This is a genomic window from Paeniglutamicibacter cryotolerans (assembly GCF_014190875.1).
In the GTDB taxonomy this organism is placed as follows: domain Bacteria; phylum Actinomycetota; class Actinomycetes; order Actinomycetales; family Micrococcaceae; genus Paeniglutamicibacter; species Paeniglutamicibacter cryotolerans.
The window spans coordinates 2139339-2158051 of record NZ_JACHVS010000001.1 but is presented as its reverse complement, the minus strand read 5'-3'; the positions used below and the strand labels follow the sequence as shown (position 1 = coordinate 2158051).

The 18713-nt window shown below is 65.7% G+C and carries 18 protein-coding genes, 1 pseudogene and 3 riboswitches; of the genes and pseudogenes, 9 read left to right on the top strand and 10 right to left on the bottom strand.

What is annotated here, in order from left to right:
• Positions 1-328: 328 nt before the first annotated feature.
• On the top strand, positions 329-1105 hold the full coding sequence (locus tag E9229_RS09990) for a hypothetical protein (protein ID WP_183511053.1): 777 nt from the start codon (positions 329-331) through the stop codon (positions 1103-1105).
• Between the two features lie 87 nt (positions 1106-1192).
• Here the strand turns inward: E9229_RS09990 and E9229_RS09985 are convergent, their stop codons facing one another.
• The 7 genes from E9229_RS09985 to glyA form a co-directional block, all read right to left on the bottom strand.
• Positions 1193-2296 carry a fatty acid desaturase family protein gene (locus tag E9229_RS09985; RefSeq protein ID WP_246380675.1) on the bottom strand — a complete coding sequence of 368 codons (1104 nt, stop codon included), beginning with the start codon at positions 2294-2296 and terminating at the stop codon, positions 1193-1195.
• A gap of 135 nt (positions 2297-2431) precedes the next feature.
• Positions 2432-2716 carry an SHOCT domain-containing protein gene (locus tag E9229_RS09980; RefSeq protein WP_183511050.1) on the bottom strand — a complete coding sequence of 95 codons (285 nt, stop codon included), beginning with the start codon at positions 2714-2716 and terminating at the stop codon, positions 2432-2434.
• A gap of 147 nt (positions 2717-2863) precedes the next feature.
• Complete coding sequence (locus tag E9229_RS09975; protein ID WP_183511049.1) at positions 2864-3529, bottom strand: response regulator; 666 nt, start codon at positions 3527-3529, stop codon at positions 2864-2866.
• The gene (locus E9229_RS09970) at positions 3526-4647 is read right to left on the bottom strand and encodes a sensor histidine kinase (protein ID WP_183511048.1); all 1122 of its coding nucleotides are present in this window, start codon (positions 4645-4647) and stop codon (positions 3526-3528) included. The genes E9229_RS09975 and E9229_RS09970 overlap by 4 nt, the downstream gene beginning before the upstream one ends.
• 110 nt (positions 4648-4757) lie before the next feature.
• Positions 4758-4928 carry a hypothetical protein gene (locus E9229_RS09965; RefSeq protein ID WP_183511047.1) on the bottom strand — a complete coding sequence of 57 codons (171 nt, stop codon included), beginning with the start codon at positions 4926-4928 and terminating at the stop codon, positions 4758-4760.
• A 297-nt stretch (positions 4929-5225) separates the two neighbouring features.
• On the bottom strand, positions 5226-6107 hold the full coding sequence (locus tag E9229_RS09960) for a bifunctional methylenetetrahydrofolate dehydrogenase/methenyltetrahydrofolate cyclohydrolase (protein ID WP_183511046.1): 882 nt from the start codon (positions 6105-6107) through the stop codon (positions 5226-5228).
• A gap of 101 nt (positions 6108-6208) precedes the next feature.
• Complete coding sequence (gene glyA / locus E9229_RS09955; RefSeq protein ID WP_183511045.1) at positions 6209-7495, bottom strand: serine hydroxymethyltransferase; 1287 nt, start codon at positions 7493-7495, stop codon at positions 6209-6211.
• Between the two features lie 76 nt (positions 7496-7571).
• A riboswitch (ZMP/ZTP riboswitch) is annotated at positions 7572-7658 on the bottom strand.
• A gap of 121 nt (positions 7659-7779) precedes the next feature.
• Between glyA and purU the strand changes: the two genes are divergently transcribed.
• A complete protein-coding gene (purU, locus tag E9229_RS09950; RefSeq protein WP_183511044.1) occupies positions 7780-8733 on the top strand; it encodes a formyltetrahydrofolate deformylase in 954 nt (317 codons plus the stop codon).
• Between the two features lie 6 nt (positions 8734-8739).
• Here the strand turns inward: purU and E9229_RS09945 are convergent, their stop codons facing one another.
• On the bottom strand, positions 8740-10005 hold the full coding sequence (locus tag E9229_RS09945) for an acyl-CoA dehydrogenase family protein (protein WP_183511043.1): 1266 nt from the start codon (positions 10003-10005) through the stop codon (positions 8740-8742).
• Positions 10006-10047: 42 nt separating this feature from the next.
• A riboswitch (SAM riboswitch) is annotated at positions 10048-10164 on the bottom strand.
• A 244-nt stretch (positions 10165-10408) separates the two neighbouring features.
• On the opposite strand from E9229_RS09945, the gene E9229_RS09940 reads away from it, so the two are divergent.
• The 3 genes from E9229_RS09940 to E9229_RS09930 are packed head-to-tail and all read left to right on the top strand — an operon-like array spanning position 10409 to position 13303.
• Positions 10409-11650, top strand: a complete 1242-nt coding sequence (locus E9229_RS09940) for an acyl-CoA dehydrogenase family protein (RefSeq protein ID WP_183511042.1) — start codon at positions 10409-10411, stop codon at positions 11648-11650.
• Positions 11651-11680: 30 nt separating this feature from the next.
• Positions 11681-12199: a gamma carbonic anhydrase family protein gene (locus tag E9229_RS09935; RefSeq protein ID WP_183511041.1), complete on the top strand. Its 519-nt coding sequence runs from the start codon at positions 11681-11683 to the stop codon at positions 12197-12199.
• 33 nt (positions 12200-12232) lie between these two features.
• Positions 12233-13303: a Gfo/Idh/MocA family protein gene (locus E9229_RS09930; RefSeq protein WP_183511040.1), complete on the top strand. Its 1071-nt coding sequence runs from the start codon at positions 12233-12235 to the stop codon at positions 13301-13303.
• On the opposite strand, the pseudogene E9229_RS09925 reads toward E9229_RS09930, so the two are convergent.
• Positions 13279-14410 (bottom strand): annotated as a pseudogene (locus E9229_RS09925) (PLP-dependent transferase). The gene E9229_RS09930 and the pseudogene E9229_RS09925 sit on opposite strands and share 25 nt — an antisense overlap.
• A gap of 13 nt (positions 14411-14423) precedes the next feature.
• On the bottom strand, positions 14424-15035 hold the full coding sequence (locus E9229_RS09920) for a methylenetetrahydrofolate reductase (RefSeq protein ID WP_183511039.1): 612 nt from the start codon (positions 15033-15035) through the stop codon (positions 14424-14426).
• Positions 15036-15136: 101 nt separating this feature from the next.
• Positions 15137-15250, bottom strand: a riboswitch (SAM riboswitch).
• Between the two features lie 476 nt (positions 15251-15726).
• On the opposite strand from E9229_RS09920, the gene E9229_RS09915 reads away from it, so the two are divergent.
• The 4 genes from E9229_RS09915 to E9229_RS09900 are packed head-to-tail and all read left to right on the top strand — an operon-like array spanning position 15727 to position 18710.
• Positions 15727-16542, top strand: a complete 816-nt coding sequence (locus tag E9229_RS09915) for a DUF4397 domain-containing protein (protein ID WP_183511037.1) — start codon at positions 15727-15729, stop codon at positions 16540-16542.
• A gap of 5 nt (positions 16543-16547) precedes the next feature.
• The gene (locus E9229_RS09910; RefSeq protein WP_183511036.1) at positions 16548-17234 is read left to right on the top strand and encodes a class F sortase; all 687 of its coding nucleotides are present in this window, start codon (positions 16548-16550) and stop codon (positions 17232-17234) included.
• Positions 17235-17278: 44 nt separating this feature from the next.
• A complete protein-coding gene (locus E9229_RS09905) occupies positions 17279-17833 on the top strand; it encodes an RNA polymerase sigma factor (protein ID WP_183511035.1) in 555 nt (184 codons plus the stop codon).
• The gene (locus E9229_RS09900) at positions 17820-18710 is read left to right on the top strand and encodes an anti-sigma factor (protein ID WP_183511034.1); all 891 of its coding nucleotides are present in this window, start codon (positions 17820-17822) and stop codon (positions 18708-18710) included. The genes E9229_RS09905 and E9229_RS09900 overlap by 14 nt, the downstream gene beginning before the upstream one ends.
• The last annotated feature ends 3 nt before the right edge of the window (positions 18711-18713 follow it).

The window sequence follows — 18713 nt, the reverse complement described above, 5'->3', positions numbered from 1 at the left end:
ACCCCTGGCTGAAGTCTCGCAAGAGGCCTCAGCCAGGGGTTTTTGCGTTCCAGCACCTGCCCGCCGACGCACCGGAATCGCGGCGTCTCGGGCATGCTCCGACGCGCATTTGCGCCTCACGTCGACCCCCTGGGAAACGCTGCCTTCGAGGTCTGGCTTTGCCCCGCGAAGACCGGATAGGATCACGGCAGATATCGCTTGATCAACAACGCAGAGGACCGGAGCACCGGAGCACCGATCTGCCGAACGAACCAGTTGCATCTCCCCCCCGAATCGAAACGGAGCCCACCCGGTGAAGACCCCTCACCACCGTGAAACGGGGCTGTGAATGCGCCCGCTGGTGATCATCCAAGACGTTCCGCCAATGTTGGGACTCAGAGTGGCCCTCGCTGGCGGCCGCGTCATTGTGGAGTCGGCTCCACCCGGCTGCCACGACCTGGGCTTCCTCGCGCCGGCCTTCAACCAGATCCGTGAGCTGGTCGTCTTTGACCCGGGCATCCTGAATGCGAATGCCATTTGTTCCATGAGGCATCTCAGCCAATTGAATGTCCGGGAACAGAGCCCCTTGACCGTTGCGCCGCCGGTATCGGTCTCTTCCCTGCGCGAAGTCGCCATGATGTGGTGTCCTTCGGCATCGTCCCTGGTCGGCCTGCCCCGCCTGACCCATCTGTCCATCGACGCCGCGACCAACGAGGCGATGGCGATGGTCACGGCCAAGCTGTCATCCCTGGTACTGGGCCACCCGCGCTTCGAGGGGCCGGTGGCTCTTCCCCGGGCCACCCACAAGGTAGCGATCGACGGCCTGGCGAAACTGGATGTCGGGGCGCTGCGTTTTGCCTGCCTGCCCCACGCCCTTCAGCTTCATGACATCGGCACCGTCACCGGTTTGGAAACCCTGCCGACGGGCCTGCGGTCCCTCACCCTGCACCGGGTGGGCAGCCTGGGCGCCACGCGCCTGCAGGACATCCCGGTCGACAATATCGACATTCAGGAGGGCCCAGGCCTCCTGAACCACATTCGCCACTGGAACAATACCGATCCCGAGGACCTCCAGGAACGGTTGAACATGGATCAACAGCTGTGGAGCAAACTCGCCCAGGCATGATGGGGCCCTCCCGCATCACCTGAAAAACCCCGGTCACCGGATCCGTGGGGATCCGGTGACCAGGGTTTTTCATGTTTCCCCGCCGGCTTAGTGCGGACGGAACTCCGTGACCATCGGGCAGTCGAACGGATCGCGGGCCGACAGCCCGACCTTGTTCAGGTAGCGCACGACCTGGCCATAGGAACCGGCCACCGTTGCCACCGTGTAGGGAACCTTGAGCTCAGCGCAGTAATCGCGGACGATCTGGCTGACCGCATGCAGGTTGGCCCGGGGCATGTTGGGGAACAGGTGGTGCTCCACTTGGTAGTTCAGGCCGCCGTAGACCACGTTCAACACGCGATTGCCGAAGCGGGAGCGGGCCATGATGTTGCGGCTGGTGAGCACCTGACGGCTGAAGAAGTCGATCCGCGATTCCTTCGGAATCAGCGGCATGCCCTTGTGGTTCGGGGCGAAGGAGGCACCCATGTAGACGCCGAAGACGGCAAGCTGCACACCCAGGAACGCGCTGGCCATGCCGAAGGGCAGCACCACGTAGATCAGCGTGAGGTAGGCGGCCAGACGCAGGGCGATGGTGGTCACTTCGCGTTTACGGCCCTTGATGGCTCCCGGGGAGAACAGGTAGGCGATGGAGCGGAAGTGCAGGTTGATGCCTTCCATGGTCAGCAGCGGGAAGAAGAGGTAGCCCTGGCGGCGGGTCAGCCAGCCCATGAAGCCCTTCTGCTTCTGTGCATCCTCGACCTGGAACGAGATCGTGTCCCATTCGATGTCGGGGTCCTTGCCCACCGTATTGGGCATGGCGTGGTGTCGATTGTGCTTGTTCATCCACCACTGGTAGCTGATGCCGACCACCGCATTGGCCAGAAAACGACCGGCCCGGTCGTTGCCCGGACCTGATTTCATGATCTGGCGGTGCGATGCCTCGTGGGCCAGGAAAGCGAACTGGGTGAGCAGGATGCCCAGGGCGGCCGCGATGAGCAGCTGGAACCAGCTGTCCCCCAGCAGGATGAAGCCGGTGGCAGTGCCACCGAGCAACACCGCAAGGATGACGCAGAGCATCAGGTAGTGTCCGCTGCGCCGACCCAGGAGGCCCGCATCGCGGACCCTGATCTTGAGTTGGCGGTAGTTGTTGGATCCGGCATTGCCCCGGGCGACCCGGGGCTCCGACGCAGGTGGCGACAGGGTTTCACTCAAGCTATTCACGCAAAGACTCCAATGGGAAAAACACGACATTTCAGTCCAAAGAACTGAAAGTCTCGGTTCCCTGTACTTGAGCCTACGGGGCCAGCCTGTGCGCTGACTGGTGGAAGCGTACAGATTTACCCTGCATTACTTGTTTCTGGGATCTCCCGAGCGCAGGACCTCCAGCCGCTGCCGGTATTCGGTTTCGGCGATCTCCCCGCGGGCATAGCGTTCGCGCAGCACTGACTCGGCCCCGGCCATTCCGGCCTCGTGGTGCCGGCGCCATGCCATGCGCCGGCCGCCGAAGATGAAGCAACCAATCAACAGGATCCAGAAGATCGGAAAAACGATCCACCAGCCCCCTCCGTAGCCCGGCCCCCAGGCATGGGCTGGCATGGAGGCGAGGACGGTGGTTCCCATGACTGACAACATGATGACTCCTGGTTTTCGCATGAACGGACCGGTTGGTCCCACTCACCAGAATCCTCCGGCGCCGGGTCGGTCGCGTCGGCCCCGGGATGCCTTCCTAGGCCCCGCCGATACTCCCCCTGCAGTGCCTGTCCCCTGCCCGTCGGCGTATCAGCGCCCACCAGGCCGGATCAGACCGGACTCGTAGGCCACCACCACCAGTTGCGCCCTGTCGCGCACCGCAGTCTTACCGATGATGCGCGAGACATGGGTCTTGGCTGTCAACGGAGTGATGAAAAGCCGGACCGCGATTTCCGCGTTGCTCAATCCGACCCCGACCAGCGCCAGCACCTCGCGTTCTCGTGCGGTGAGTCCTGCCAGCACCTCGGGCCTGGCGCCCGGGGCCGGGTTACCGGCAGCGACCTGTGCCAGCAGCTTGCGGGTGACCGAGGGCGAAAGCAGCGAGTCCCCAGCCGCAACCGTACGCACCGCCCTGATCAGTTCCTCCGGCTCGGTGTCCTTGACCAGGAAGCCGCCGGCCCCGGCCCTGATCGAATCCAGGATGTACTCGTCCAGCTCGAAGGTGCTGAGCATGATGACCCGGGTATCGGGCAACGCCGGGTCGGAACGGATCTCCGCGGTGGCTTCGATTCCGTCGCCTCCGGACATGCGGATGTCCATCAACACGATGTCGGGCTCCAGTCGCCGCGCCTCCTGAACGGCCAGGCGCCCGCCACTGGCCTCGCCGAGCACCGACATGTCGTCCTCGGCCTCGAGCAGGGCCCGGAACCCGGCCCGGATCAACGCCTGGTCATCAACCAGCAGGATTCCGATCATGTCACCTCCCCCGGCCGTTCCGCAGCGGGCAACACCACGTGCAACAGCATTCCCGTTCCGTCCGGCCGCTTTCCGGCCTCCAGGCGTCCTCCGCGGGCAGTGACCCGCTCGCGCATCCCGCGCAGGCCGTTTCCCTCGGGCGCTTCCCCTGGCCCCACGCCGTCGTCCAGCACGGTCAGTTCCGCCGCCTGCCCATCCACCACGAGGGTGAGCGACACCCGGGCCGCCGAGCCATGGCGCACGACATTGGTCAGCGCCTCCTGCGCTGCCCGGTACAGCGTATTTTCGTCCCGTTCCTCAACCCAGCCGGGCAGCGGGAAGCCCGGGAGCCTGGCCTCGATCTCCAACCCCGAGGTACGGACGCGCTCAACCAGCTCGCCAAGCTGCTCGAGCCGCTGACTTGGCACCCGCGGTGCATCCTGACGCAGCTCGCCCAGCACCCCGCGGACCTCGGTGAGCGCCTCACCCGAACCGTCCTTGATCACCCGAAGTGCCTCGATGAGATTCGCGGGGTCAGGGTCCCTGCGGGCCAGGTGCAGCGCGACGGAGGCTTGCACGTTGATCATCGACAGCGAATGCGCCACCACGTCGTGGATGTCCCGGGCCAGGACCAGGCGTTCCTCATCACGGTGGTGCCGCCTGCGTTCCGAATAGACCCTCCGGGCTTCGGCCCGGCGTTCGGATCCCATCCGGGCCAGCTCACCCACCAGCAGCAGCACGATCAGCCAGACCGCCGTGAAGGCCCAGCGCAACGGGGTTCCCCCCTGGCCAGGGAACAGCGCAAAGAGGGTCCCGGCGCCGGCAGCGCTTCCCCAGGCCCACCAGCGTTTCCCGGCGCCCACGGCGATCAGCAGCCCCACGGCCAGTGACAGCGGGAACGGCCCCCAAGGCTGACCCAGCAACAGGTAGGCACAGCTCACTGCGGCTATCCCGGCAACCATCGGCCCCGGCGCCCGACGGCGCAACAGCAGCAGCGCGGGTCCCGCCAGCAGCAGTGAGAACCCCCAGGGATCAAGGACCGTGTCCTGGCGGCGCTGGGAGAGGAGCGTACCGATGACCTGGATCAGTGCGACCGCCACCGTTAGCACGGCAAGCGGTGGACGGGAGCGGGTCATCATTTTCCGAGCGTACAGTTCCTGCGCCTCGGGCGCATGATCTCCCCGGCCGAGCCCCGCATACTCCGACGGGAGTAGCCACCCGAGCTGGACTCCGTCCTTGAACACCTCGCTCAGCTCACTGCAAGCCAGCTCGAGCCGGGGCCCGGTGCATTCCAGCAGGCAGCTGCCGGGGTCCGGCGCACCCGTACCGAAATGGCACCGCCGTCGTAGCCCAGGTTGGCGTAGATTTTTTGCCCGTCGTCTGCAGCGATCGCGGTGGGCGCGTCAACCGGGGCGCCCATCCCCCTGCTGCCCCCTTAGGCGAACAGGAGGGCTCCGCCGGAACAGGCCCGCTAGCGCCAGCGCCGTGGCGATGGAGGCGCAGACGTTTCCCACTATCCGCAAGACCGCCGCCCAACCGGTCTCCCACAGCCCGAAGCGATAGCGGATCCGCCCCGCGGCGAAGGGCTGCAGGGCCAGTCCAAGGCAGACGACAGCCCCCAGCAGGATTCCCCGGGCCGAGGGCCCTGCCAACGACAAAGGGCGGCCGATCCGACCCCGGGGAGTCGGTTCGGCCGCCCGTCGGGCGGCGGGGCTGTTTAGAGTCCCGCTGCGCGTTCTGCGGATTCAACCACGTTGGCCAGCAGCATGGCGCGGGTCATCGGACCCACACCGCCGGGATTCGGCGAGATCCAGGACGCGACCTCGGCAGCGGCCGGTTCCACGTCGCCGGTCACGACGGCCTTGCCGTTTTCATCGTTGACGCGAGAGACGCCCACGTCGAGCACGATGGCGCCGGGCAACAGGTCCTTGGCCTTGATCATGTGCGGCTGCCCCGCGGCGGCGATGACCACATCGGCCATGGCCAATTCGGCAGCCAGGTCGGCGGTGCCGGTGTGGGCCAGCACGACGGTGGCGTTGACGTCGCGGCGGGTCAGCAGCAACCCGATCGGGCGGCCGATGGTCACGCCGCGGCCGACCACGAGCACGCGCTTGCCGCTCAGTTCGATTCCGTGGCGGGTGAGCAGCTCGATGCAGCCCTTGGGGGTGCACGGCAGCGGCGAGGTCATCGGGCGGTTCACGTTGGCGACCAGGCGGCCCAGGTTCATCGGATGCAGGCCATCGGCGTCCTTGGCCGGGTCCATGGCCTCGAGCACCACGTCCTGGTCGATGTGCTTGGGCAGCGGCAGCTGGACGATGTAGCCGGTGCAGTCCGGGTTCTCGTTCAGTTCCGCCACCTTGGCGAGCAGCTCTTCCTGGGTCGTGTCCTCGGGCAGATCGATGCGGATCGAGTTGATGCCTACCTGGGCGCAGTCCTTGTGCTTGCCGCCTACGTACCAGGTGGAGCCCGGGTCGGAGCCGACCAGGATCGTGCCCAGGCCCGGGATGATTCCCCGGGCCTTCAGGACGGCCACGCGCTGCGTGAGTTCGGCCTTGATGGCGGCTGCCGTGGCAGTGCCGTTGAGGATTTGTGCGCTCATGCAAATACTCCGTTTCGCAAAGGTGGAAGCCCGCCGCCCCGGTGTACCGGAGCGGCGGGCGGGGTGCCGGAAACAAGGGTCCCGGCGGGGTTCCTACTGGCTTACCACTGCTCGAGTTCAGCGTACAGCGGGAAGGCGCCGGCCAGCTTCTCAACGCGGGCGGACAGTGCGGCGATATCGGCGCCCGGACCGGCGATCAACGCCGAGGCGATGATCTCGGCGACCTCGGTGAAGGCGACGGCGTCGAAGCCCCGGGTGGCCAGTGCCGGCGTGCCGATGCGCAGTCCCGAGGTGACCATCGGCGGGCGCGGGTCGAACGGAACCGAGTTGCGGTTCACGGTGATGCCGATTTCGTGGAGCAGGTCTTCGGCCTGCTTGCCATCGAGTTCCGAATTGCGCAGGTCAACCAGGACCAGGTGCACGTCGGTGCCGCCGGTCAGCACCGAGATACCGGCATCGGTGACGTCGGAGGCGACCAGGCGCTCGGCCAGGATGCGTGCGCCCTCGAGGGTGCGGACCTGGCGTTCCCTGAACTCCTCGCCAGCGGCGATCTTGAACGCAACGGCCTTGCCGGCGATGGCGTGCATCAGCGGTCCGCCCTGGTGGCCCGGGAAGACGTTGGAGTTGATCTTCTTGGCCAGTTCCGGGCTATTGGTCAGGATCAGGCCCGAGCGCGGACCGGCAAGGGTCTTGTGCACGGTGGAGGTGACCACGTCGGCGTATGGAACCGGGTTCGGGTGCAGGCCCGCTGCCACGAGTCCGGCGAAGTGTGCCATGTCGACCCAGAGCAGCGCCCCGACCTCGTCGGCGATGGAGCGGAACTCGGCGAAGTCGAGCTGGCGCGGGTAGGCGGACCAGCCGGCGATGATGACGTCAGGCTTCTCGGCGATGGCCTGGGCGCGCAGCTTGGCCATGTCGACGCGGAAAGTCTCGGGATCTACCTCGTAGGCGGCGACCTCGTAGAGCTTGCCGGAGAAGTTCAGCTTCATGCCGTGGGTCAGGTGTCCGCCGTGGGCCAGGGACAGGCCCAGGATCTTATCCCCGGGCTTGATCATGGCGGACAGGGCCGCCGCGTTGGCCGAGGCGCCGGAGTGCGGCTGCACGTTGGCGAAGGCCGAACCAAAGAGCGTCTTCACGCGCTCGATGGCCAGGTTCTCGGCCACGTCGACGTATTCACAGCCGCCGTAGTAGCGGCGTCCCGGGTAGCCCTCGGCGTACTTGTTGGTCAGCACCGAGCCCTGGGCCTGGAGTACGGCGCGCGGGGCGAAGTTCTCCGAGGCGATCATTTCCAGGGTGTTGCGCTGGCGGCCGAGTTCTTGTTCGAGGACCGCTGCGATCTCCGGATCGACCTCGGAAAGTGGCTGGTTGGTCACGGTGGTAGTGCTCATAGAGAAGGCTCCCTTGGCGGTAGGACGGGTGTGGCATCGGGCATCAGTCAGGTTCTCGCGCACGCGAAACACATATCCCACGGGCCCAGGCGCGCGGTCCATGGTCTTACGCTCGTGCCGCTCCCCGGTGGTCATCCACCCAACGCCAGTTGCGACTTTCCAATACTAGCCTCAGGGCGGCTCGGGCGACGAAATGGAATACGGCACCACGACTCGCCATGACGTCAGACGCGAAGTGGAAAGTCAATCAACCAGGGGTGCGCAAGGCGTGGAGGCCTCGGTCGATGCCCGCGCCCGGCCAGGCTGCCGCCGAACGGCATCTGCACGGCAGCGAAACACGTCCGTCTTCAACTGAACGACTGCACCGGGCCGGCGGTACTGTTGGGCCGGTGACCACCAACGAATTCATCGTCTCCCTGTCCTGCTCCGACCGCCCCGGAATCGTCCATGCCGTGTCCGGAGCCCTGTTGGAAGCCGGATGCAACATCACCGAATCCCAGCAATTCGAGAGCCCCGAAACGCATAACTTCTTCATGCGCGTCTCCGTCGCCACTGCCTCCACTGCTGCCGAACTGGAACTGGCGCTGGCCCCGGCAGCCGGGGCGTTCGCCATGGAGCTGCGCGTCACCCCGGAGGACCGTCCGCTGCGCACGCTGATCATGTGCTCCAAGGAGGGCCATGTCCTGAACGACCTGCTCTTCGCCCAGCGCTCCGGCACGCTGCCGATCGAGGTTCCGGTCATCGTGTCCAACCACCTTGAGCTCAAGCCCATGGCGGACTTCTACGGCATCGACTTCGTGCACATCCCGGTCACGTCCACCACCAAGGCGCAGGCCGAGGCGAAGCTGCTGGAACTGGTGGCCGAGCACGACATCGACCTGGTGGTGCTGGCCCGCTACATGCAGATCCTCTCCGATGACCTGTGCCGCGCGCTGAACGGCAAGGCCATCAACATCCACCACTCGTTCCTGCCCAGCTTCATGGGCGCCAAGCCCTACCACCAGGCGCATGCCCGCGGCGTGAAGCTGATCGGCGCCACCGCGCACTACGTGACGGCGGACCTGGACGAGGGACCGATCATCGAGCAGGAAGTCATCCGGGTGGACCATGCCCGCACCGCGGCGCAGTTCGTCGCCATGGGCCGCAACGTCGAGGGCCGCGCGCTGGTCCGCGCCGTGCAGTGGCACGCCGAGCAGCGTGTGCTGCTCGACGGCAACCGCACCGTCATCTTCTCCTAAAAGGGGTTAGGCCGCGCCGATGGCCCAGACCCTCGGCAGCGCCACGTCGTTCACCGACAGGTCCCCGATCAGCCGCGCCTTGTAGACCCAGGGGTTATGGTTCCCGGCCGTGCGGGCATTGCGCCAGTGCCTATCCAGGTTCTTGGCCGTGCTCGTGGCCGAGGCAGCGAGCGCGTCGAAGGCATGGGACAGGGCGTTGACAGCCAGCGGGGTCAGCGCCACCTGCCCGGCCGCCGCGGCCAATTCGGCCGCATCGTTTGCAGCTTCCTCGGCTACCAGGCCGATGTCCCCTGCCCGCAGTGCAAGTGCCGCGTCGTGGGCCCCCTGCAGCGCCTGGGCCACGCGCCTGACCACAGCCTCGCCGGTGAATCCGGCGGCCGAGAGCTCGCCGATGACCTGCAGGATCTGCGGGTCCTCGCGCCAGATCGAAGCCGCGGCATGGCTGAAGGTCCGCTTCCTGTTGCGTACCTCGAGCGCGAATTCGCGTTCGGCCCCCCGCACCGAACCGGCAAGCACTGCCAGCAGCACGTTCTGGTAGAAGGCGGTCTGGTATTTGAAGCGGGCATCGAAGTCGATCAGTTCTTCGGCCTGAACCACGGCATGGGTGAACGTGCTGGTCCCGGTGCCGGTGGTGCGCTGGCCGAAGCCGTCCCAGTCATCGCGTCGTTCGATGCCCGGCTGATCGGCCCGGACCGCTGCAATCACCCGTGCACCGGTATCAGTGCGCTCGGCATAGGTGTCCAGCCAGTCGGCGAAGATGCTGCCGGTGGAGTAGAACTTCTCCCCGTTGATCCGAAATGTCCCGTCCCCCGCCGGGGAGACCTTGGTCAGCACGTCCCCGACCTTCACCGCGCCGATCTCGGTCCACGCGTTGCCGACTAGTTCACCGGCGACAAAACGGGCGAGCCAGGTATCCCTGTCCCGGCCTTCGGTGGCCAGCAGCCGGTCCTCGACGAAGGCGAAGTGCGCCCGCAACGCCTGGGCGATGCTTGAATCGGCCGCCGCAAGTTCGGTGAGCAATTCAAAGAACTGCGGCAAGGTGGCCCCGAAACCGCCATCTGCCACCGGAACACGCAAGGCCCCGAACCCGGCATCGGCCAGGGCCCGGACTTGTTCATAGGGCAGCTGCTGGAGGCTATCGCGCTGGGCTGAACCGGCTGCAATTGATGTAAAAAACGGACGGAATCGTGCTGCCAACCCCGCGTAGTCAGGTTCCTCGGTGCCGATGGTGCCGATGCCTGCCGCGTGCCGGGTGGTTGCCACTGTGCTCATGGTGTTCTTCTCCTTGCCTGGGCGGCCGCTGGAAACGCGGTCCGCACGTACTTGCCCGGCACGGTGCGTGCGCGGGCCGGATCCTCACCTGGAGCACCCCGCCACGTGTCAGGGGGTTGCCGTCCGGCCAACCAGGGTTTAGCACCGGAACTCTTGATCCTGTGCCCGCAACACTAGGATCCCGATGCCGCCGCTGCAGCCGGGATGACGCTTGGTGACGCTTGGTGACGTGCCGAAACCCGTTGATGACGTTGTCCGGGACCGAATATGACGACGTGTTGCGTGGATGAGGTCCCGCGGCGTCATCTCGTGGAACCGGAGCTCATCTGCTGGTTCCGGACGCCAGCTGGCTCCTATGCTCGACCCCACACCACGCCCCGACACGTAAGGAAACGACAACATCATGAGCAGCCACCTGCAAGAAGCACCTGCCGTTTTACCGTTCTCCGGCCTCACCCAACCCGCAAATGCCGCCGCCTGGCTGGACCGGGCCCGGGAGGTCGCCGCCGTACTGGCCATCGATGCGGTGGCCCGGGACCGTGCCGGGGTGCTGCCCACGGCCGAAGTGCAGCTGCTGAAGGATTCGCGGCTGACGGTGCTGCTGGGTCCGGCCGAACACGGCGGCGGCGCGCAGCGGTGGGAAACCGCCTTCCAGGTGATCCGCATCGTCTCGGCCGCCGACGGCTCCATCGGCCAGCTGCTGGGATACCACCTGTTCTGGGCCTGGGCGGCCCGGCTGATTGGGACCGATGCGCAGATCGCCGCCGTGGAGCAGCTCTACACCTCGCAGAATCTGTTCTTCGGCGCTGCGGTGAACCCCCGCGACAACGACCTGGTGGCCCAGGACCTGGGCGCGGAGCTTCTCTTCAACGGGCGCAAGTCGTTTACCACCGGAGCTTCCGTCTCGGACCTGTTGGTGTTGGAAGGCGCGTTGAAGGGTTCGGAGGTGCATGTTTTCGCCATCGTCCCCACGGCGCAGGAGGGCATCACGTTCACCGACGACTGGGATAATCTGGGCCAGCGGCTCTCGGCCTCCGGCGGTGCGCTGATCTCCGGGGTCCGGGCCGATTGGAGCTCGGCCGCCGGGTTCATCGACAAGGAGTACCAGCCGCTGGTCTACAACACGCTCAACGTCCCGCTGATCCAGCAGGTGTTCTCCTCCATCTACCTGGGCATTGCCGAGGGCGCGCTGGCCGCGGCGCTTGAATACACCGGGACCCGCACCCGCCCCTGGCCCTACACCTCCGATCCCAAGGAATCGGCGTCCGAGGAATTCCACGTGCTGGAGGGCTATGGCAAGCTCCGCTCCGCGTTGTGGGCAGCCAGCGCACTGGCCGATGCCGTGGATGCCGAACTGGCAGCCGTGCTTCACGCGCCCCGTGCGGAACTCACTGCTTCGGGCCGTGGTGAAATCGCCGTCCGGGTGGCTGCAGCCAAGCAGGTGGCCGCCGATACGGCGCTGGAAACCACAGCCCGGATCTTCGAGTTCACCGGCGCCCGGGCCACGGCCAACAACGTCGGGCTCGATATCTACTGGCGCAATGTGCGTACCCACTCGCTGCATGATCCGGTGGCGTACAAGCGCCGGGAGGTCGGCCAATATGCACTGCTGGGCCTGCTGCCCACTCCCAGCTGGTACACCTAGCAGCCCGGCCGGTTCGCTAGACTGCAGGACATGGCTCACATCATCACCATTGACGGCATCACCCCCACGACCGGAAGCGGCGTCTTCGTCGCCCCGACGGCGACGCTCTCCGGGGACGTGGAGCTGGCGGCGGACTCCAGCGCTTTCTACGGCGTCTCGGTCCGCGGCGACTCGGCCCCGATCCGCATCGGGGAGGGTACCAACCTGCAGGACAACGTCGTGGTGCATGCCGATTCCGGCTACCCCACCACCGTCGGCGCACGCGTCTCCGTGGGACATTCCGCCGTCATCCATGGCTGCACCATCGGGGAAGACTGCCTGATCGGCATGAGCGCCACGATCATGAATGGCGCGGTGATCGGCGCCAACTCGCTGGTCGCCGCCGGCGCACTGGTACTCGAGGGCATGGTGGTCCCGCCGCGCTCGCTGGTCGCCGGCGTCCCGGCCAAGGTCCGCCGCGAACTCGGCGCGGAGGAAATCGAATCGCTGAAGACCAACGCCGCCCACTACCTGGTGCTAGCCGCCAAGCACCGGGCTGCCACTTCCTAGGCACGGGCGCGCGAACCGTGCAAGGCTGGGGTCATGAATTTGCATATTCCGGCTCCTCCCTGTGTGGCACCCGGTGCCCCGTCCCCGCGTCTGGCCACGGGAAACACCCTGCGCTGGGGCATCGTGTCCACCGGCGGCATCGTCACCAGCGTGTTGCCGGACCTGGCCTCGCTGCATGACGCCGAGATCGTCGCCGTGTCCTCGCGCAGCCAGGACAAGGCCGACGCATTTGCCGCCGAACACGGCATCGCCCGGGCTTACGGGGATGCCGGGCAGCCGGGCTACGAGCGCATGTTTGCTGACCCCGAGGTGGAGATTATCTACATCGGCACCCCGCACGGGCAGCACTTCGAGGTGGCCGCGGCGGCACTGAAGGCCGGCAAGCACGTGGTGTGCGAGAAGTCGCTGACCATCAACGCGGCCGAGGCCCGCCAGCTGGTCGCGCTGGCAAGCGAACACCGGTTGTTCCTGATGGAGGCCATCTGGTCCCGTTTCCTGCCGGCAGTGCACCGCGGATTCGAGATCATCAATTCCGGCGAGATCGGCGAGCCGTCCTGGCTGCACGCGGATCTGGGGTTCACCGCCCCCTATGATCGCACCTGGCGGCTCTGGGATCCGGTTGCGGGCGGCGGGGCGCTGCTGGACCTTGGCGTCTACCCGTTCACCTGGGCGCTGGGCATCATGGGCTTCCCGCAGTCGTTGACCGTCTCCGGACACCTGAATGCCGATGGCGTCGACTCCCAGGATTCACTCACGCTGAGCTACCCCGGTTCGAAGCACGCCCAGCTGATGCTCTCGCTGACCGGTTCCGGCCCGCGCCAGGCCACTGTGGTGGGCACCGGCGGCTGGCTGCGCACCGGCGCACCGCTGCACAACCCGAGCCGGCTAGAGGTCCACCCGCAGGGTGGGGCCTACCGCGAGGAGTCCTTCGAACCGATCGGCAAGAACTACGTCTGGCAGTTCCGCGAGGCGACCCGCTGCGTGCAGGAGGGGCTGCTGCAGTCCCCCACCATCCCGTGGGAGCACTCCGTCGCGACGATGGCGCTGTTTGACGGTGCCCGCGCGCAGCTGGGCCTGACCTACAGGAACGATGCCATGCGTTGAACCCGCACCGGCGACGCCTCCCGGGCCGCGGCCAAGCCGATGAGCAGGTCGGCCCGCAGGTCGGCCAGGTCCTCGACTCCCACCGAGAGCCGCACCAGGTCCGCCGGGACGGCCAACGCCGTTCCCTGCACCGATGCATGGGTCATTTCAGCGCTGTAGCAGGCAAGCGATTCGACCCCGCCGAGGGAGACCGAGAGGGCGAACAGCGTCATGGCCTCGGCAAAGACCCTGGCCGCCGGGAAGCCCCGGGTAGAGCACCGTCTCGATTTCGGGTTGTTCTTGCAGCCATTCGGCCAGCGCCTGCGCGTTTGAACAGTGCCGTTCCATGCGCAGGCCCAGGGTTTTGAGTCCCCGCGATGCCAGGTAGCTGTCCTGCGGTCCGGCGACGGCACCGGCGGCGAACTGCTGGTAGCCGATGGCCTCGGCCAGGGACTGGCCCCTGAACTGCTTTTCCGCGACGATGACGGCGCCGCCGAGCACATCCGAATGTCCGCCGATGTACTTGGTGGTCGAGGGGACCACCAGGTCCGCACCCAGTGCCAGCGGTCGCTGCAGGTAGGGCGAGGCAAAGGTGTTGTCCACGACCAGCAGCGCTCCGGCAACGTGGGCGATCCGGGCCCACGCCGCCACATCGGCGATGCCCAGCATCGGGTTGGAGGGCGTCTCCACCCAGAGCAGCGCAGTTTCACCGGGCCGCACGGCGGCAGCGACGGCTGCGGGATCGGTGATGTCCACCGGCGTGCTGGTGATGCCCAATCGAGAATGCAACTGGTTGATTAGTCGATTGGTCCCGCCATAGCCGTCGGCACCGAGCACGATGTGGTCGCCCTGGCCCAAAAGCGCCCGCAGCAGCGCATCCTCGGCGGCTATCCCGGAGGCGAAGGCGAAGCCCGCGGCACCACCCTCGAGCGTTGCCAACTGGATTTCGAACCCGTTGCGTGTCGGGTTGGAACCGCGCGAGTATTCGTGCCCGGCGCGCAGCATGTTGATGCCGTCCTGGATGAACGTGCTGGTTTGGTAGATCGGCGGGATCACCGCACCGGTCAGCGGATCCGGTTCCTGGCCCGCGTGGATGGCGAGCGTGTTGAAGCCCTGCGTGGCGCCCATGTCCGGTTCCTTCCTAGACTTCTGCCTTCGAGGCGGCGACGCCCAGCCCGGTGTAGTCGAGCGGATCGAAGTACACCTGGGTGATGGCGAAGTCCGCCCCCGAGCGTTCCTTGGCCAGCAGGACCTCGACGTCGTGCTCGAAGGAAGGCGACTCGGGATGCCGCATCGGGTAGGCGGCGACGCCGATGGCCAGGCGTCCGGCCCCCAGCGCGGCGGTGTTGCGGGCTTCGACGTCCCTGATCAGTTCGACCAGGTAGCGGGCGAAGGGAAGCTCCCTGCGCCAAGCCCCAGGTTCCCTGGGCAGGTCGCCGCGCAGTGCCGGCACGCCACGCACACCAATGGAGACGAAGTGCTGGACCAGGGATTCAAGCGAGGCCCGGTCCTCCCCCACGCAGGTCAGGTGGGCCAGCGGACGCAACCGGGTGTTGTTGATCAGGTGCCCGATCAGTTCAAGCGATGCCTTTCGACGGGCTTCGGTGCCGGAATAGGTGACCGACACGTAGTCGGGGTCGGTGGATTCCAGTTCGACGATGCTGTGGTGGGCGTCCTCCGCGGCCGCAGCGCTGGCCGGCGGGTATAACTCGTAGGACAGCGACGGCAGGGCCGTCGACAGTGTCATGCTCATGTGTTGCTCCTCGCTGGTAGACGAGGGAGGCACCGTTATGCGGCATCTGCCAGGGCTTTCCGGGACATGCCGGAGCGCTCACTGAAAGGGACGCTGATGCGACTCCATCGGTCCTGGCGTTAGCACCGTTCCGTGATGAACCCCTGTTATCCGGGGTTCTGGGATGGTTGCTGCGGCGTCAACGAGCCAGATCTCTCAGCCGCTCTTGATGGTTGATGAATTCATCTAAAACCCAAATGGATGCACGGCACAACATCGAGTCAGTCCGCTGGTCACATAGCCCCATGCGGAGAAATATGAAGCGGCGGAGACCCCCATGCGTCTACGGTCCAAACAATTGTTAAGCATTCATTTGCCCTCGACGTTCGGATCGGTGGCATATCCGGGCACTCAAGCGGCACCCGGAAGAATTTCATGGCGGCCGCCTCCGGTTGAGGTCGGCGGGGAACCGTTAGCGAACGCCCGGTCTTCCTCATTCAGGTACATCCAGCCCGTCCGTCAACGAAGATCGCCTCTCGCCGTCACACTCAGGCATCGGGCGGACGCTTCTGTTCAGCTGGCGAATGGGTGCCCGAAAAGTATCGATGAAAAGAGTTTTCACATTAACTGCATCCAAAGAGAACCCATTGGGGGAAGTAAGGGATATCACACACACCGACCCCTCTGGTTGGGGCATCTGGAAGGAAAAACCATGCGCAGGACACCGATCATCGCCGCCATTGCAGGATTCGGATTACTCGGACTCGGAGTGGCACCCGGGTACGCAGCACCAGACGACGCACAACTTTCCGTGTTTCACGGCGTTCCCGGCTTAAAGGTCGATGTCTATGTCAATGGCAAGCTGACACTTGATGATTTCAAGCCAGGAGACCTGGCCGGTCCGCTCAAGCTCGCAGCAGGAACCTACACCGTGGCCATCACGGCCGCAGACGCCAAGGACGACAGCTCCCCCGCCATCGGACCGGTGGATCTGAAGCTTGCCGCAGGCAAGAACTACACCGCAGCCGCACACCTCACGGCAGCCGGGAAACCTACCGCGACCCTCTTCACCAACGACATTTCCAAGATCGCCGCGGGTGATGGACGGCTGATCGTACGCCACATTGCGGCCGCCCCAGCCGTCGACGTGTTGGCAGGCGGCAAGCCCGTGATCAAGGATCTGATGAATCCCAAGCAGGCACAACTGGACCTGCCGGCAGGCACCGTTTCGGCCTCGGTCGCTGCCACCGGCACCACCAAGCCGGTGATCGGCCCCGCTGATGTCATGGTCACGGAAGGCTCCGACACGATCGTCTATGCCTGGGGCAGCCTGACGGACAAGAACCTGGCGCTGGGCACCCAATCGATCGCCGGTCTCGGCTCAGCACCGGCAGGAGTACCGACCGGCACCGCCGAAGTCAAGGACGGCGGAGCTGCACAGGGCATGCTCGTCGGGTTGGGTGCGCTCCTGCTAACTGGCGTAGCTGTCTTCGGCCGCAAGCTGCGTCCGGCAACAAACCGAAAGTAGGCATCATGAACCGGCTTCCCGGCCTCGCCGCGGTAGCCCTGATCGTGGTCGGGGGCGCGACATCTAGTGCGTCCCCGACCATCCTTGGCGGCCCGCTCGTCCCCCACGAGTCCGTCGCCCTCAGCGTGTCGGCGTCGTCGTCCCCCTCCCCCGGGCTGCGAACGACGCCGACACCCGAGCCCGCAGGAGCACCTGCCGGGGTGGTGGTCCATGACTCATCGGCACCGGCTGCGCAACGATCCCTTCCCGGTCCTTCCCGGATCCGTTACCCGGGAATCGGGGCAGACATGAGAACCATCGGGGTAGGTGTTTCACCCGACGGAACCATGGAAATTCCCGATGACGCAGCAGTCGCCGGCTGGTACCGATATTCCGCCGCCCCATCCGAACCGACGGGGAACACCATCATCGCTGCACATGCCGGATCGATCCCGACCCCACGCGGCCCGCTCTATGACTTACGTTCATCACGAGTGGGACAGTCCATGGAGATCACCGACGCCATGGGAGCCACGACCAACTGGAAGGTGACGAAAGTGGAACAGCTCCACAAGACAAGCCTGGACCTCGATCCGTACTTCACCGGGGACGGGCAGCGCACACTGGTGCTTTTTACCTGCGGGGGACGCTGGGATCAGAAACGGCAGAGCTACGACGACAACATCATTGTCACAGCTGTGCCCGCGGGATAGTCTCCTTGGAGTGCACCGGGGCGGCAGCAAAGGGGGAAGCGGGGATGGATCCGGAAGACGTCGAGGCGCTCGGCCGGTCCTTCGCTGCCGGCGAACCGGAAGCTATGCGGACCACCTATCAGCGCTTCGCACCTCTGGTCTTCACCTTGGCGCTTCGTGCAGCGCAGAACAGACAAGACGCCGAAGACATCGCCCAGCAGGTCTTTGTTGCTGCGTGGCGGTCCCGATCGAGCTTTGACGCCGAACGCGGAGCCTTGGGAACGTGGCTCGTCGGGATCACCCGAAACAAGATCCACGACCTCTACGAACAACGGAATCGTTCGCGGCGCAACGAATCCGCCGTTGCCGAAGCGGCTCAGGGCGAGGCGCTCCCGCCAAATACCGAGTCCCATGTTCTGGATCGGGTGCTGGTTCTCGACGCATTGGGCCGGCTAGGTTCACCCCAGCGGGAGATTCTGCATCTGGCCTTCTATGGCGATATGACACACGCAAGTATCGCTGAAAGAATGAACTTGCCATTGGGAACGGTTAAGTCACATATCAATAGAAGCTTGAAGAAGCTCCGGGAAGCAATGGCGGTGAGCGATGCGACATCTTGATGATGCCGAACTTGCGAGCATTGCCCTCTCCGGTCTGGCCAGTCTCGAACCGGAGTCCCGTCGGCATATCGACACATGCCCGGACTGCTCGGTCGAAGCCGCAGCCTTCTCCTCCGTCGGTTCCGTGGCCCGCAGCCAGGATTTCCTCGACGAACCACCCGCTGAACTGTGGGAACGCATCACCGGGGAACTAGGTGTGGAGCTATCTCCCCAGATGCTGGAGACGTCCCACGCCAACGGTGTTTCATCCGCAACGACCACAGGCCTTTTCCCCCGAGTCGTCCTGCCAAAGACGACGCCTGACGACGCTTTGGCGCCGACCCAGGACAACCATCCTGCTCCGGAACAGCGGCAAGCTACCCCCGAGCACAGCCCCGATGCCGGTCGGCCAATTCGTGGGCTGCGGCCACGCCGCGGGCGCCGGGCTGGCAACCGGAACCGGAGCAGAGCCTGGATTGCCACTGCCGCGGTGGCGAGTTTCGTGTTGGGCGCCGCCGTGGCAGTCGGTGTTGGTCAATGGGTCGGCCGCGACCGCATCGAGGTCGTAGAGCAGGCCAGCTTGCAGCCACTGCCTGGCTGGGACGCCAGCGGCACGGCCAGGGTGGAGGACACCGCTGGGAAACTGCAGCTGGTGGTTGACCTTCCAGATAATCCCGTCTCGGGTTTCCGTGAGGTCTGGCTGCTCGATCTGGCAGGCAAGACGCCAGGCCTGCTGAGCGTAGGCACACTGAATGGCGATCAGGGGGTCTTCGATTTGCCTCCGGGCGTGGACCTGACGAAATACAATGTCGTCGATGTGTCGCACGAACCCTTCGATGGCAACCCCGCCCATAGCTCGGACAGCATCGTGCGCGGCGAGCTCGGCTCGGTAAGCTGACCA

Bases quoted from the DNA above. Each gene is read 5' to 3' on its own strand.
- E9229_RS09990 (WP_183511053.1), top strand. From the start codon at position 329: ATGCGCCCGCTGGTGATCATCCAAGACGTTCCGCCAATGTTGGGACTC.
- E9229_RS09980 (WP_183511050.1), bottom strand. From the start codon at position 2,716: ATGTTGTCAGTCATGGGAACCACCGTCCTCGCCTCCATGCCAGCCCAT.
- E9229_RS09975 (WP_183511049.1), bottom strand. From the start codon at position 3,529: ATGATCGGAATCCTGCTGGTTGATGACCAGGCGTTGATCCGGGCCGGG.
- E9229_RS09970 (WP_183511048.1), bottom strand. From the start codon at position 4,647: ATGATGACCCGCTCCCGTCCACCGCTTGCCGTGCTAACGGTGGCGGTC.
- E9229_RS09965 (WP_183511047.1), bottom strand. From the start codon at position 4,928: ATGGGCGCCCCGGTTGACGCGCCCACCGCGATCGCTGCAGACGACGGG.
- E9229_RS09960 (WP_183511046.1), bottom strand. From the start codon at position 6,107: ATGAGCGCACAAATCCTCAACGGCACTGCCACGGCAGCCGCCATCAAG.
- glyA (WP_183511045.1), bottom strand. From the start codon at position 7,495: ATGAGCACTACCACCGTGACCAACCAGCCACTTTCCGAGGTCGATCCG.
- purU (WP_183511044.1), top strand. From the start codon at position 7,780: ATGCCCGCGCCCGGCCAGGCTGCCGCCGAACGGCATCTGCACGGCAGC.
- E9229_RS09945 (WP_183511043.1), bottom strand. From the start codon at position 10,005: ATGAGCACAGTGGCAACCACCCGGCACGCGGCAGGCATCGGCACCATC.
- E9229_RS09940 (WP_183511042.1), top strand. From the start codon at position 10,409: ATGAGCAGCCACCTGCAAGAAGCACCTGCCGTTTTACCGTTCTCCGGC.
- E9229_RS09935 (WP_183511041.1), top strand. From the start codon at position 11,681: ATGGCTCACATCATCACCATTGACGGCATCACCCCCACGACCGGAAGC.
- E9229_RS09930 (WP_183511040.1), top strand. From the start codon at position 12,233: ATGAATTTGCATATTCCGGCTCCTCCCTGTGTGGCACCCGGTGCCCCG.
- E9229_RS09920 (WP_183511039.1), bottom strand. From the start codon at position 15,035: ATGAGCATGACACTGTCGACGGCCCTGCCGTCGCTGTCCTACGAGTTA.
- E9229_RS09915 (WP_183511037.1), top strand. From the start codon at position 15,727: ATGCGCAGGACACCGATCATCGCCGCCATTGCAGGATTCGGATTACTC.
- E9229_RS09910 (WP_183511036.1), top strand. From the start codon at position 16,548: ATGAACCGGCTTCCCGGCCTCGCCGCGGTAGCCCTGATCGTGGTCGGG.
- E9229_RS09905 (WP_183511035.1), top strand. From the start codon at position 17,279: ATGGATCCGGAAGACGTCGAGGCGCTCGGCCGGTCCTTCGCTGCCGGC.
- E9229_RS09900 (WP_183511034.1), top strand. From the start codon at position 17,820: ATGCGACATCTTGATGATGCCGAACTTGCGAGCATTGCCCTCTCCGGT.